Here is a 13004-nt window from a genome sequence, read left to right as displayed (position 1 = left end):
GCTACCGCTGGGATCTCGCGACACACGACACCGGACGACGCGGGCTTGACCGTCAGAGTCCGCGCGAGACGGCCTGGCCGGTGTGCTTCCATCGGGCGACAGCCCGACCGCCGAAACGATCGTGCCGAGGGCGGGACCGCTACCGTCCCGGGATGCGCATCGTCCCCACGGGCCGGTCCGGGCCCACCTCGAACCGCCGGTACGCCGGCGCCATGGCCGCCCTCGCGGCGGCCGGGGCGGCCCTGGTGGCCGCCGCGCCGCAGCCGGTCCCGGACGTCTTCCCGACGGCGGGCGGCTGCCTGGTCTACCGCCCCACCGACGACGCCGACCTCGCCGGGCACTCCGACGCACTCGTGTGGGGCGAAGTGACCGGCGCGTACGCCTCGTTCACACTGCCCTACGCCGGAGACGCCGTACAGGTGGCGTACCGGGTCCGCACCGGACACGTGTTCCGGGGCACCGTGCCCGGCACCATGACCGTGTACGCGGCATACGAAGAGACGGACACGGCGTCGCGACTGCGGCCGGGCCGCCGATACGTCATCGCGATGTCGGGCGAGGAAGACGGCGACCGCTGGGTGACCTCGGGGCACGTTCCGGTGGAGACGGAGTCGCTGGACGCGGCCGACACCCGGCAGGGCGAGCACAACACCTCGTTCGGGCAGCCGAGTCCGGCGACCCAGGGCGAGCGGTGGACCCGTGCGGTCGCCTCCGTGGCCCGCCACCCCGCGGCGCTGTTCGATGGGCACGCGTCGACCGCCGGGCAGGTCACTCCCTTCGGGCGGCTGCCCGACCCCGCGCTCCGGGCGGTCCAGGCAGCAGGCCCGGACAGGCGGGTTCAGCCCTGACCGTGTCCTCGACGGGCGGCTACCGCCACGGCTTATGTCAGCTTCGCGTCGGGGCGGTCGGACGCGTACCGGAGCAGGGCGCCTCGTGCTCGGCCTGGGATCGGCACCCCAACAGGAGGGCGGTGCGGCGCACGCTCAGCCCGGCTGCTTGATGCTTTCGATGATGCGGGCGAAACCCTCCTCGCCGTGGCCGGCGTCGATCTGGTGTTGGATGAGGCGCTGGACCATGGCAGGCACATCCGTGCTGATGCCCTGGTCGGAACTTGCGGCCAGGAGGTCGCCGAGGCTGGAGAACACGAGGCTCTGCTGTCCTTCCACTGTGTAGTCCCCGCCGTCGATGACCGCTGCGAAGCCTTCGAAAGCGCCGGTCATGGCGGTCAGCCACGGGGCGGCCATGGCGGCGAACTGGCGCGCCGTCACTCCGGCGGGGGCGACCATGGCGGCTCCGTGCATGAATCCGGCGAACATGACGTACATGCCCGCCAGCAGGGCGAGGTCGTACAGGGGCGCCAGCCCGGCGTCCTCGCCGAAGTACGTGCTGGTGCCCCACACGTCGAGCAGCGGCTTGTACTGGTCGAAGGCGTCGGCCGATCCGCTGTAGAGGATCGAGGAGCCGGGGTGGCCGATCATGGGCGGTACAGCCATGATGCCGCCGTCCAGATACGCGATCCCGGCGTCGGCGGCCCAGGCAGCCAACTCCCGGGACTCAGCCGGGGTCGTCGTGGTGACGTTGATCAAGACCCGCCCGGCCAGCTCACCGGCGAGCGGGTCGAGCACCTCGCGGACCGAGCCGTGGTCCAGCAGGCACGCGATCACCACCCCACCAGCCCCCACCGCTTCGCCGGCCGTCCCGGCTGCCCGCGCGCCCTGCGCTACGAGGCCGTCCGCCTTCCCCGGGGAGCGGTTCCAGACCGTGGTCTCGTACCCGGCCTTCACCAGGGCGCTGGAGAGGGCACTGCCCATCGCTCCCAGCCCGAGCACACTCACCTGGACGCTGCCGCCGATGTTGTCGGTCGTCATTTCCTGGGGCTCCTGTCGAGTCGTTGTCGTTCGCCTCGATTCTTTTCGCTGCCAGTAGGGTTGACCAGTACGGACTAAATAGTCAGGTACTCACCCGCGGGTAAGTACGGCCAGGAGGAGCGCATGGCGACATCGGGACGGCGCGGCCCCTACTTCTGCGGCATCGACGCGGCCATGGACGTGGTCGCCGGCAAGTGGAAGCCGCTGATCCTGTGGGAGCTGCATCACCACGGCACCCGCCGGTTCGCCGAGTTGCGGCGCGGCCTGCCCGGCGTCAGCGAGAAGATGCTGATCCAGCACCTGCGGGAGATGGAGGAGGACGGGCTCGTACACCGCGAGGTGTACCGGCAGGTGCCTCCGAAGGTGGAGTACTCCCTGACGGAGCCCGGCGTCTCGCTCAACGCCGCCCTGGCCTCCTTGGGAGAGTGGGGCACCGAACGCATGCACCGCATCGGAGCCGCGAGGGTCTCCGTCGACGCCGGGGCGCCGGGTCAGGTCCCATAGGCGTCCGGGACGCTCGGGCTGGGCTACCGACCTCCATGCCCAGGGTCGAGCGCGCGGCCCGTCGGCTCCTCCCGCACGGCTCCTGGCGGACGACACAACAGCGGGATCCCATCCTGCGGGGCGGTGAGCACGATGCCGGGCTGGGCGCCGCCCTTGCCCGGCGCGCCCCGGGTGCCGGCCGCTCCCGGCGCTCCCCCGATCGGCTGCGTGCCGGACCGGTTCGCCTTCCTGCGGGCCGAGAGCGTCATCGCCCTCTGCCTGATCGCCGTGGTCATCACCCGCATCCGCACCGGCATCCGCACCGCCCTCCGCGCGGACGACACCCACCACTCCCGAGCGTGTGGCAGACGGTGTGGGTCATCATGCCGTCGCTCACGTCCGCCAGTCGCCGAACCTCGCGAAGTACGCCTCCATGGAGCGCACGCTGGTCGCCTCGACCGCGGCCCGCCGCGCCTCCCAGTCGCCGGCGAACGCCTCGACCAGCACTTCGGCGGCCCTCGGCGTACCGATCACCTTGCGCAGGCACTCCTCGCGGCGCGGACCGTCGAAGTGGACGAGCGCGACCCGTGCCATGTTGTACGCGCGGCTCGTGCAGGTCAGGCGGTACGGCGGATACGGGCGGAACCGGTGTGCCAGCCGTGCCCCCGGGACGGCCAGCACGTCGACCCCGGCGCGCCACGCCCGGAGGCCGAAGTCCACGTCCTCCAGGCCGAGTTCGCGGAAGGCGCCGAAGCCGCCCAACCGGTCGAAGGTCTCCCGGTGCACCGCGAGGCAGCCGCCCGGCGCGAGGGGCACGGGGTAGACGGCGGTGCCTTCGGGCTCGGGAGGCAGCCAGCGCACCCGCAGGTGGGCGTCGATCAGCCGCGCCCCGCAGCCCGCCGCCGTGCCACCGGCGTCGCGCACGGCGGGCGCGAGAACGGCGTCGGGCCTGGCGTCCAGCGCTGCCCGCAGGCGTGCCAGGCAGTTCCGCTCCAGCCGGCAGTGGGCGTCCAGGAACACCAGGTGCGTACCGCGGGCGAGGCGGGCGCCCTCGTTGCGGGCCGCCGCGACCCCGCTCCGCCGGATGCGGCGCACCACGACCCCGCGGGCCCGCCACTCCGCCCGCTCCAGCACGGCGCAGCTGCCGTCGGTGCCACCGTCGTCGACGACGATCGTCTCGTCGGCGGCGACGGAACCGGCGAACACGGACTCAAGGGTCGCGTGCAGCTCGGCCCCCTCGTTCAGCGTCGAGACGACCAGCGAGACCGGCGGCGCCCCGGGCTGCCTGCCGCGCCGCACGGGAGCGGCCGTGGACGGCGTACGGCTCATGTCGCCGGCGGCCCGGGAGTGCCCGGCGGTACGCCCCCGGGAGGCAGGGTGGCGACCAGGTCGATCAGGCCGGGCAGGAGGGCCGCGTGCCGGAGCGAGTCCTGGAGATAGGCCGTGATTCCGGCGGTGAGCGCGAAGTGGTAGGAACCCAGACGGTCGAGCTCCGCGCCGTCCAGGCTGAGGTCCAGCAGGTCGCCGACACGTAGTCGGGACAGGCCCAGCGCGTCCATGACCTTCTGTGGCGGGGCGGAGAACTCCAGGTAGTCGGCGAAGTCGGTGGAAGATCGGAAGTCCGCCTCGGCGAAACCGGCTTGCTCCAGGGCGCGCTCGAGTGCCCGGTCGCCCTGGCGCACGAGATAGCCGGCCGACGGCACGTCTGCCTCGTGCAGGTGCTCGAGCAGTTGCTTGGTCATGGCCCCGACGAGACCGATGTTGGTGGCGTTCCGCCGGTCGGTCAGGACCGGCGTGAGGTGGGCCCGGCCTTCGGTTCCGATCATGGCCATGCCCACCGCTTCGATCGTCTGCGACCCGATGCCCTTGGGCGGCCACGGCCGCTCCGTCGCGGCCAGCGCCAGGAGGAGGCCCTGCCCGGACAGCAGTGGCTCCAGCACCTCGGTGAAGAGCTGCGGGTAGCCGTTGTGGCGGCAGAACGTCGCGAGCGCGGACCGCGTCTCCAGGTCGGTGGCACCGGACACGCGCATCCGGACGGACTCGTTGGCCGGGGAGTGGCAGGTCATCGAGGGCCTCCGAACGCGGGGGAGCTTGCACTGGACATCCATCCGGCGACCGCGTACCGCGTGCCGTCCAGCACGGTCGCCACCTCGTGCATCAGTGAGGACCGGAACAACAGCAGCATTCCCGGCTGCGGCACGACGACGACCCGCCGGTCACGCAACCGGGGATCGGTTTCGTAGACGGTGAGCGCGCCGCCGTCGAAGGTCGGCAGGGACCCGTTGGCGCGGCGGCCGTTGAGGTAGAGCAGCAGCGACCAGCGGTGGGCGGCCAGCCTCGGTGGATCGTCCTTGTGGTTGGCGACGTCGCGATGTGCACGGAAGTAGCTGCCCTTCTCGTACGACATGAAGTACGGGCCGTACAGGAAGTCCGCGTCCGAGTCGAACTCCGCGCGGTGGTCGTCGAAGTAGGACGCCATGCGTTCACCGATGCGCCGCTTGTGTTCTTCGGGGAAGTGGTGGTCGAAGCAGTGGCGCAGTCCCGTGTCCAGGATCGATTCGCCGGCTCGGACGACCTGGGCCGGCTCGCGGGGTGACTCGTCCATGGCCCGGATGACGTCGGCGCACTCGGCGGCCGACAGGAAGTCTTCGGCCGACGCCACGTTCTGCGTCCTGAACTGGGGTCGCATGTGCTGACGCCTCCCGGTCTGGTACATCGCGTGGGATGGGTCCAGACTCCTGCAGTCGAGCCTGGCTCACCGGGACCGGCACGCCGGACTAGCTCGCGTGGCGGAACACCGGGCGACGGACGCCATGGGTCGGTGCCGGCACCGGCACGGTCGCCTTCCGGATCCGGCCCGACGACCCGAAGAAGCACCTCATGACGGGCCGGCAGCGCTGGTGGCCACCCGCGGGGCGGAGCTTCAGGAGGAGCACGTCGAGTGCGCCGCACAGTCCCGGCCGCCGACCCGTTCTCCCCGTCGCGCCCGCCCGGCGTCCCGGCCGGGAGTCAGCCGGTGCACGTGATGGAGAAGGGGACTGGGTTGGAGGTGGTGCGGATGGGGCTCTGGAGTTCCACGGCCATCCCGGTGGTGAGGGTGCCGGTCTTCGCCCAGGTCGTCAGGCGCACGGTGTCGTGCCCGGTGGGGTTCGCCTCGTCGCCGATCGACAGGGTGCGCCAGTGCGGGTCCACCACCGAGCCGTCACCGGACACCCAGCGGTAGGAGATCAGGGTCGGCTCGGGCGCGGTGAAGGTCGCGGTGAACGCGGGCGCCCGCCCCTCGGGGGGCGGGCAGGTGCCGGTGTAGGTCGTGTTCGCGCCTGCCACCGACACCCGTACGCCCGGTCCGGGGGCGGTGTCCTCGTCGTTGCCGGTGACGGCGTAGACCGTCGCGGCGGCGATCAGGACGCAGGCGGCCGCCCCGACTGCGACGAGGGGCACCTTATGGCGCTTGCGGGGTCCGGCGGCGGGCGCGGCGGCGGGCGTTGCGGGCGCGGTCGATGTGTCGGGTGCGGCGGGTGTGAGCGGGGCTGTGGCCGCCGGCGCCGCCGCGGTGGCGGGTTCCTCAGGCGGCGGCAGGACGCGGGCGGCCGTCGTGGTGGCGTCCGGTTCGTGGGCGATGTCCCGCAGGGCCGCGGCGACTTCGGCGGCGGGGGTTCGCCCGGCGGGTTCCTTGCGGAGCAGCCCGGCGATGACCGGGGCGAGCGGGCCGGCCCGGGTCGGCGTCGGCGGTTCCTCGTCCACCACGGCCCGCAGGGTGCTCAGCGCGGTGTTCTGGCGGAACGGCGAGATCCCTTCCACGGCCGTGTACAGCATCACGCCGAGGGACCACAGGTCCGACTCGGGGCCCGAGGCCCGGCCCAGAGCCCGCTCCGGCGGCAGGTACTCGGGGGAACCGACCACCTCACCGGTCATGGTCAGGGCGGTGCTTCCCTCGACCATCGCGATACCGAAGTCGCCGAGTACCACCCGCCCGTCCTCGGCGAGCAGCACGTTCGCCGGCTTCACGTCCCGGTGCTCCACGCCGACGGCGTGGGCGGAGCGCAGCGCGCTCAGCACCTCGGCGCCGATGTGCGCGGCGTGCCGCGGGGTGAGCGGGCCCTCGGCCCGCAGCAGATCGGCCAGCGACCGCCCGCTCACCAGCTCCATCACGATCCAGGGCCGGTCGTCCTCCATGACCACGTCGTGGACCGTGACCACGTTGCGGTCGGGTATCCGGGCCGCCGCCCACGCCTCGCGCTCCAGCCTTCCGTACATCCGCGCGATGGCGTCGGCCCGCAGGCCGGCCGGGGCCCGTACCTCCTTGACCGCGACCTCCCTGTGGAGGGTCTCGTCGCGCGCCCGCCAGACGGTGCCCATGCCGCCTTCGCCGAGCCGGGACAGCAGCCGGTAGCGGCCCGCGATCAACCGCTCCCCGCCCGTGGCACCGGAAGCGGCCGCTGTGGCGTTGATGGTGGCGGCCGCGTCCGTGTCCGTGTCCGGTGCGATGGCCGCGCCGGTGGCCGCGAGCGCGGTCTCCGTCACGGTCTCGGATTCCTCGTTGTGCATGGGGGCGGTTCTCCCTCTGATTCGTCGGCCGACGCGTACATCACGTGCGGCCCGCGCGCCCGGTTCAACGGTGAGCGAGACGTTCCGGGAAATGGTTGAACCGAACACGTTCGCGACAACGTGTGCCTCTCGTACGGGCAGTTCCAGCCGCGTCGTCATCAAGGAGTGTCGAGTGTCGTCGGTCATCGTGGGCCGCACCGGGCCTTTCACCGGGCAGAGCGTGGTTCTGGGCGATGAGCCCCTCAGCTTTGGGCGCAAGAGCGACAACGGCGTCGTGATCGTCAGCCCCAGCGCCTCCCGGCTGCACGCCGAGATCCTCGCGGAGGACGCCGGGTTCGTCCTCTACGACCGGGACAGCCGCAACGGCACGTTCGTCAACGAGCAGCGCGTCACCCGGCACGTGCTCCGCCCGAACGACTGCATTCGGATCGGCGATGAAACCTTCCTCTACGAGGGGCAGGAGGCCATGGAGACGGTCATGGACCTCTCGCTCCTGGACGTCCCCCGGGCGGGCACCGCGGACACCGCGGACCCCGGCACGCTGCGGGTCACGGTCACCGGCGGTGGCCCGGTGGGCCTGGCCTTCGCGCTGGCCCTGGACGAGATGCTGCCCGGCCGGACCGCCATCACCGTCTACGACGGGCGCTGGACGAGGAAGGGCGCCTCGGTCGTCTGGAAGGACGAATCCCAGGGCAACTTCCGCCGCCAGCAGGTGGTGACCGTGCAGAGCAGGCAGTACCTGGCCCTGTCCGAAGAGGTGCTCGGCGCGCTGTTCGACGACGCCGGCGCGTATTCCGAGATGTGGCCGGTCGGCCCGGACTCGGTCGGCGGCCGCCCGCCGCGCAACATCCGGATCGCCCACATCGAGGACCGGCTGCTCGACCTGGCGAACCGGCGGCCGGCGATCCGGCTCGTCCCCCGGCGTTTCGACGTGGAGGAACAGCAGAACCGGCTCATCCGGGAACACGTCCTGGTCGTGAGCGAGGGCGGCCGCTCCCGTACCCGCGAGCACTACGCCGACCGCTTCGGTGCCGCAGACGCCTCGATCTACTCCCTCGACGGCGAGCACCTCCAGGACATCGTCCTGGGTCTGCGGGTCAAGTCGAGGCTGCCGGACCCGATGAGCGTGCTGCTCACCGTCTCTCAGAACCGGTTCCTGCTCAACTCGCTGCGCGGCGAGGGATTCCTGAACATGCGGCTCACCCGGGAGGAGGCCAAGAACGTCATCGGTATCGACCCGGTCCGCCAGGTCTTCGAGGAGTGCATCGCCTCTCGCCCCTGTCTGATGAGCCGCCAGGAGGAGGACTACGAGTTCCGCTGCCCCACGCACGGCACCCTCTTCCTGCCGGCGTTGCTGCGCGGTTCGCCCCTGTGGAAGGAGATCCGTCAGGGCCTCAGCCTGTTCGGGGTGGCGGAGGAGGATCTGTCCGCGATCACCTCGTTCCGGCTGGACATGGTCCAGCGCCCGCGGTTCACCGCGCAGCTGCACCGGCCGACCGCGACCAGCCCCGGCACCTACGGCTTCCTGCTGGGCGACGCGGCCAACGCCATCCACTTCTGGCCGGGCCGCGGCCTCAACAGCGGGCTCGCATCCGCGACTTCGCTGGCCCGCTCACTCAGCCGGGCCTGGCAGGGCAGGCCCCTGCGGGACGCCGATTTCATCCGGCACGAGGCGGCGATGTCGATGCTCCAGTACCGGCACAAGAGCCGGGCGTGGAACGCCATGGTGACCACCGATGAGCAGGGCGTCACCCGCGCCATCAAGGACGTCATCGCACGTAGTGGGGAGGCAGCACGCAGTGGTGCCTCAGCCCGTGCGGGCGTGGGTGCGGGCGTGGGTGCGGGTGCGGCTGGCGGTGCTGGCGCCGGTGCCGGTGCCGCGGACGGGAGCGACCTGGAAGCGTTGCTGGACCGGATGGCCGGGATCCGCGAGCGCCTGGGCTCACGGCTGCCCGGGCTGCCCACGGACGCGGAGCTCCGCTCTCACCTGGCCTCGATCGCCCCCGCCACCCTCCGCACCCTGCTGGAGAGCGGCGCCTGGGACACGCTGGTCGTCGGCGGTGAGGAAGTCGACATCGACCTCTTCTACCAGTCGGACTCCCCGGTCTTCGTCCCGCGCCCTCCCGACCCGCGGGCCCTCGCCCAGCTGCCCAGCGCCGACAACGCTGTGGGGCAGTACACCCAGTAGCCCGGCGATCGTTTCGAGCTGCGGGCGCCGGGAGCGGGCGCACGCAAGAGAAGATCCTGTCAGTGGCTGGTCTTTGGACCGTAGGGCTGGAGGAGTTGGTCGACGGGGGCGTAGTCGTCGGTGAGTGGTTGGGCGTCGCCGATCCAGGTGGCGAGGTCGCCGGCGGCGACGATCTTCCAGCCGGTGTGCCGGGCGTCCAGCGCTCGCTGGGTTGCGCTCAGGTCGACCGGTCGGTCAGAGGCGAGGACCACCATGTTGCCGCCTCTGGGGGTGGCGGTTCGGCCGAGGCGGTTGTCGTCGGGTTGGCCGATGAGGGCTACGTGCTCGAAGGTCTCGCCGAGGGTGGCCGCCACGGCACGCGCGAAGGCCAGCTCGCCGTGGTCGATGAGGTTGGCGACGTACAGACCGTCGTCGTCGAGCACCCGCCGTACGTCGGTCATGGCTTCCACCGTGGTGAGGTGCCACGGCACGCTCACGCCCCCGAAGGCGTCGCCGACGACGAGGTCGCGGCTGTCGGCGTCCAGTCGCCGCAGGCCGATCCTGCCGTCCTCGGTGCGTACGGAGAGGCCGGCTGCCGAACCCGGGTGGAGTCGCTCGCGGTTGATGCGCGCGATGCCGCTGTCGATTTCGGACACCAGGCTGCGCGTACCGGGCCGTGTGGCCTCAAGGTAGTGGGGAAGGGTGAGCCCTCCGCCTCCCAGGTGGTGGGCGGCGAGCGGCCGGCCTTCGGGAAAGGTGGCGTCGATCACCGAGGCGATGGCGCGCACGTAGGTGAACTTGAGGAAGGCCGGGTCGTCGGAGTCGACGTAGGAGTGCCGCACGCCGTCCAGGAGAAGTGTCCGGCCGCTGCGCCGGTCGGGGTCTGCGACAACCCGGGCGCAGTGGTACCTGGTCTCCGTGTCACAGCCACCGGGCGCGACCGTGGTGCCGAGGCCGCCGGCGACGACCGCGAGGAGCAGCGCAGGGGTGCCGTTCCACCCGCGCGTGCGCCACTCGACCAGCGCCGAACCGGCCACCAGCAGTGTTCCGAGGCCGATCAGGATGCCACTGACCGGCCACCGCGAGAGGAGGACGAAACCGGTGAGGACGGTGCCGACGATGGCGCCGACGGTTCCGACGCCGGACAGCCGGCCGACGACCGTTCCGGTCTCGGCCAGCGTGGTGAGCCGCAACTTGGTCACGATCGGGGTCACGGCGGACAGCAGCGCGCCCGGCACGAGGATGGTCAGTGAGGTGATCAGCAGGAGTGTCGAGGGGGCCCATTCCGCTGTGGTGCGCAGGACGGAAGGAGTGAGCGCCACAACCGCTCCCGACACCCCGAGCGAGGGGCCCAGGAGCCGGCGGGGACTGACCCGGTCGGCGATGCGCCCGCCCAGCCAAGAGCCGAGTGCGATCGCGGTGAGGGCGATGCCGATGACCATGGTGCTGGTCTCGAGGGTGAGGCCGAGGTAGGGAGCCAGCAGACGCAGGGAGACCATCTCGACCACCAGGACGGCGGCAGAGGAACCGAACACCAGCACGGCGGCGGTGCGGGGGCCCAGAACGCGGTTGCGGTGTGCGTTCCCGGCCATGGGTGAGGATGACGAACTGGTCACGGGCGGCATCCTTGCATGCGACCGTCACAGAATGGCGTCGGGAGATGTCACCCGGTCACTTCCGGTGGGCAGCAACGGTGCCGGTCCGCCACCTGTGGGGGCTTCGATCCCGTCGTGGGTGAGGAGCCAGGCTTCGACCGCGCGGCGGTCGAACTGCGGGTGCACGTGCGTACCGGCCACCGGGCGGGGGAAGTCGGGGTGCCGGCGACGCCAGTTCACCACCGCGGCCCGGCCCACCGCCGCGATGCGCGCCACCTCCGCCGACAACACCCGCGGCGCGAACCAAGAGCGCCACTACTCGAACAGGTGTCGGTTACGTTCGGCGTGCAGGACCCGGAATGGTCTGGTGTGGTGGGGTCGACGGGGTCGGTGAGGCGGAGCCTGTTGTGCGTGGCCCCGACGGCCTCGTAGGCACAGGCCAGGTGGTGCTCGCGGGTGGGCCAGTCGGTGGCGGCGAGGGCCTTGGTGAGGAGCGGTGAGGAGAGCTGCCTGGCCCGTGCGGGCGAAGGCGCTGCCGAGCCATTTGCTGTAGGGCGGGTAGCGGCGTTCCATGAGCAGGGAAAGCCGCATCAGATCCCGTACCGGTCCCACCGGCAGGCCGAAGTCAACTGCAGGGTCTGCTGAGTCACGGGTCCACGGCGGCTGCGACGCGGCAACCGGGAGGATCCAGCGTGCCGAAGCACAGCAACACAGGGGAGCCCGGTGTCGCGCCCACGGCACGGCGGAGCGCGGGGACCATGTTCGCCGCGCTCTACGGCACGCTGGTTCCGCACGCCTGGCGCGCGCCCGAGTCGGAGCTCGACGCATATGCGCTCTTCCATCACCGGTCGATCGCCATGGGCTGGCTCGACGACACGTCGGCGGGCGGGGGTTCCGAGGACGGCATGGTCCGGGCTCCGGGGCTGTGGGGGATGAACGACGCGGGGTGGAGCCACCCGCTCGCCGCTGCCGGGGCGGGGCTGATCTCGTGGTTCCAGGTTGAGGCCGGCGTGATCGCGGACGACCGGCCCCTGCCGGTACAGCCGTTCCTGCGGTGCGCCGAGGCCGCCACCGCCAGAGCCGGCACTGCGTACCTCTCCGCGGTCCAGCTCCTCCTGCCGGTGCAGGGGCTCGGCTTCGCGACGCGCCCGCCGTACGCGCCGGTGCCGGCTGTGCGGACGAAGGAATGGTTCGCCGAGTGTGCCCCGGAAGCGGCGACCGCGGTGGAGATCGACATCAACAGCGGCCAGGACCGTGCGGTTCCCGCCGTCGCACAGCAGCTCGCCGACGGCGTCGCCCGTTGGGCCCAGGACGTGTTCGGCTACCGGTCGCACGAGGTCGTGGGTCAGGAGGTCGTCGGCCACGAAGTCGTCGGCAAGGGCGCCGGCGGCCAGGGTGCCGTCATCCCTCCGCCGTTCGACGACCGCTTCTGGAACGGCCCGCCCCTGCACGGCGTGGTCCTGCGCGGTGAGCTCGCGGAGTGGACGGTGGACGCCATCGGATGGCTCGGCGAGGTGATCGCCGACATCAGCGCCGGCCTCGGCGTCCGGTCGCCGCTCCTGCTCACGGTCAGGCGGTGATGCCTCCGTCGTGGTCGACACCCCCTGGCGCAGCGGATCACCGCCGGGAAGGTCGGGTATGGCCTTCCACCGGTGGCGAAGATCATCGACTACGGAGGGTTTGTGGAGCGGCTCCGGCACCAACCGGGGCGTCCGGTGGGAGCTGCTCGACGCGCTACAGCGCGAGTGGGTACGAGGAGTCGAGTCGGGCAATCGGTTCGGTCGTGCGTGCCGGTGGCTCCGGAGGCCGCGGTCCCGCGTACTGTCTGTTGTCGCCGTGCACACATGGTGAGGTTCCGGGCAACTGGTCGGGAGTGGGCGTGTCAGGACAGTTCGAAGCGGCGACGGACATCGGCCGACCGATCGACAGGGTGTTCGCCTATCTCGCCGACGGCCGCAACGATCCGGAGTTCAGCCCCCGGGTGCTCCGGATCGAGCGCGTTCCCGATGCCCCGACCGCCCTGGGGACGATCTTCCGGAGCACTGTGAAGGATGCCGGGATGAAGACCAGCCGGGAATTCCGCATCACCGCCTTCGAACCTCCGGTGCGGATCCGGTGGACCGAGGAGTCGAAGAACGCCGTGGCGGTGCGCGAAGGCGGCTACGACCTGGAGGCGTTGCCCGGCGGCGGGACCCGGGTCCGGATCTTCAACGTCCTCGAGGGGCACGGGCTCGGGAAACTGCTCGTCGGCCTTGCTGTCGCCGCCGCCCGGAAGGACGCCGGCGCCTTCGGGTCCCGGATCAAGGCGGCGACGGAGGCGGCCGTCGAGCCGGGCTGACACCG

At 71.7% G+C, this 13004-nt stretch carries 12 protein-coding genes and 1 pseudogene; 5 read left to right on the top strand and 8 right to left on the bottom strand.

What is annotated here, in order from left to right:
- Window positions 1–152: 152 nt before the first annotated feature.
- Complete coding sequence (locus ACGFQ9_RS33925) at window positions 153–848, top strand: hypothetical protein (protein WP_393579288.1); 696 nt, start codon at window positions 153–155, stop codon at window positions 846–848.
- 135 nt (window positions 849–983) lie between these two features.
- Here the strand turns inward: ACGFQ9_RS33925 and ACGFQ9_RS33920 are convergent, their stop codons facing one another.
- Window positions 984–1868 (bottom strand): NAD(P)-dependent oxidoreductase, encoded by an 885-nt coding sequence (locus tag ACGFQ9_RS33920; RefSeq protein WP_393579287.1) that lies wholly within the window; start codon window positions 1866–1868, stop codon window positions 984–986.
- Window positions 1869–1991: 123 nt separating this feature from the next.
- Here ACGFQ9_RS33920 and ACGFQ9_RS33915 point away from each other — a divergent pair, with 123 nt between their 5' ends.
- Complete coding sequence (locus ACGFQ9_RS33915) at window positions 1992–2372, top strand: winged helix-turn-helix transcriptional regulator (RefSeq protein ID WP_393579285.1); 381 nt, start codon at window positions 1992–1994, stop codon at window positions 2370–2372.
- A 372-nt stretch (window positions 2373–2744) separates the two neighbouring features.
- Here ACGFQ9_RS33915 and ACGFQ9_RS33910 read toward each other — a convergent pair whose 3' ends face one another.
- The 4 genes from ACGFQ9_RS33910 to ACGFQ9_RS33895 form a co-directional block, all read right to left on the bottom strand.
- Window positions 2745–3680 (bottom strand): glycosyltransferase family 2 protein, encoded by a 936-nt coding sequence (locus tag ACGFQ9_RS33910; RefSeq protein WP_393579283.1) that lies wholly within the window; start codon window positions 3678–3680, stop codon window positions 2745–2747.
- Window positions 3677–4417, bottom strand: a complete 741-nt coding sequence (locus tag ACGFQ9_RS33905) for a hypothetical protein (RefSeq protein ID WP_393579282.1) — start codon at window positions 4415–4417, stop codon at window positions 3677–3679. Before ACGFQ9_RS33905 ends, ACGFQ9_RS33910 begins: the two co-directional genes overlap by 4 nt.
- Entirely contained in the window at window positions 4414–5013 is a 600-nt protein-coding gene (locus ACGFQ9_RS33900) for a 2OG-Fe(II) oxygenase (protein ID WP_393579280.1), read from the bottom strand. The genes ACGFQ9_RS33905 and ACGFQ9_RS33900 overlap by 4 nt, the downstream gene beginning before the upstream one ends.
- Window positions 5014–5360: 347 nt before the next feature.
- Window positions 5361–6710 (bottom strand): serine/threonine-protein kinase, encoded by a 1350-nt coding sequence (locus ACGFQ9_RS33895; RefSeq protein ID WP_393579406.1) that lies wholly within the window; start codon window positions 6708–6710, stop codon window positions 5361–5363.
- Window positions 6711–7071: 361 nt separating this feature from the next.
- On the opposite strand from ACGFQ9_RS33895, the gene ACGFQ9_RS33890 reads away from it, so the two are divergent.
- Window positions 7072–9087: an FHA domain-containing protein gene (locus ACGFQ9_RS33890; protein ID WP_393579278.1), complete on the top strand. Its 2016-nt coding sequence runs from the start codon at window positions 7072–7074 to the stop codon at window positions 9085–9087.
- Between the two features lie 59 nt (window positions 9088–9146).
- Here ACGFQ9_RS33890 and ACGFQ9_RS33885 read toward each other — a convergent pair whose 3' ends face one another.
- The 3 genes and pseudogenes from ACGFQ9_RS33885 to ACGFQ9_RS33875 all read right to left on the bottom strand — a co-directional run.
- Entirely contained in the window at window positions 9147–10691 is a 1545-nt protein-coding gene (locus ACGFQ9_RS33885; protein ID WP_393579277.1) for a fused MFS/spermidine synthase, read from the bottom strand.
- Window positions 10692–10706: 15 nt separating this feature from the next.
- Window positions 10707–10937: a hypothetical protein gene (locus ACGFQ9_RS33880; RefSeq protein ID WP_393579276.1), complete on the bottom strand. Its 231-nt coding sequence runs from the start codon at window positions 10935–10937 to the stop codon at window positions 10707–10709.
- Window positions 10938–10997: 60 nt separating this feature from the next.
- Window positions 10998–11264, bottom strand: a pseudogene (locus ACGFQ9_RS33875) (GNAT family N-acetyltransferase); the annotation flags it as partial.
- A gap of 89 nt (window positions 11265–11353) precedes the next feature.
- On the opposite strand from ACGFQ9_RS33875, the gene ACGFQ9_RS33870 reads away from it, so the two are divergent.
- Both ACGFQ9_RS33870 and ACGFQ9_RS33865 read left to right on the top strand, forming a co-directional pair.
- Window positions 11354–12241 carry a hypothetical protein gene (locus ACGFQ9_RS33870; protein ID WP_393579274.1) on the top strand — a complete coding sequence of 296 codons (888 nt, stop codon included), beginning with the start codon at window positions 11354–11356 and terminating at the stop codon, window positions 12239–12241.
- A 299-nt stretch (window positions 12242–12540) separates the two neighbouring features.
- Entirely contained in the window at window positions 12541–12999 is a 459-nt protein-coding gene (locus ACGFQ9_RS33865) for an SRPBCC family protein (protein WP_393579272.1), read from the top strand.
- The last annotated feature ends 5 nt before the right edge of the window (window positions 13000–13004 follow it).

Source organism: Streptomyces sp. NPDC048603 (assembly GCF_043199475.1).
Classification (GTDB): Bacteria; Actinomycetota; Actinomycetes; order Streptomycetales; family Streptomycetaceae; genus Streptomyces.
Note: the sequence above shows the minus strand (reverse complement) of the source record. Positions and strands in the feature narration are given on the sequence as shown.

Coding starts and splice junctions, on each gene's coding strand:
- ACGFQ9_RS33905 (WP_393579282.1), bottom strand. CDS start 4,417: ATGACCTGCCACTCCCCGGCCAACGAGTCCGTCCGGATGCGCGTGTCC.
- ACGFQ9_RS33895 (WP_393579406.1), bottom strand. CDS start 6,710: ATGGGCACCGTCTGGCGGGCGCGCGACGAGACCCTCCACAGGGAGGTC.
- ACGFQ9_RS33915 (WP_393579285.1), top strand. CDS start 1,992: ATGGCGACATCGGGACGGCGCGGCCCCTACTTCTGCGGCATCGACGCG.
- ACGFQ9_RS33885 (WP_393579277.1), bottom strand. CDS start 10,691: ATGCCGCCCGTGACCAGTTCGTCATCCTCACCCATGGCCGGGAACGCA.
- ACGFQ9_RS33920 (WP_393579287.1), bottom strand. CDS start 1,868: ATGACGACCGACAACATCGGCGGCAGCGTCCAGGTGAGTGTGCTCGGG.
- ACGFQ9_RS33925 (WP_393579288.1), top strand. CDS start 153: ATGCGCATCGTCCCCACGGGCCGGTCCGGGCCCACCTCGAACCGCCGG.
- ACGFQ9_RS33910 (WP_393579283.1), bottom strand. CDS start 3,680: ATGAGCCGTACGCCGTCCACGGCCGCTCCCGTGCGGCGCGGCAGGCAG.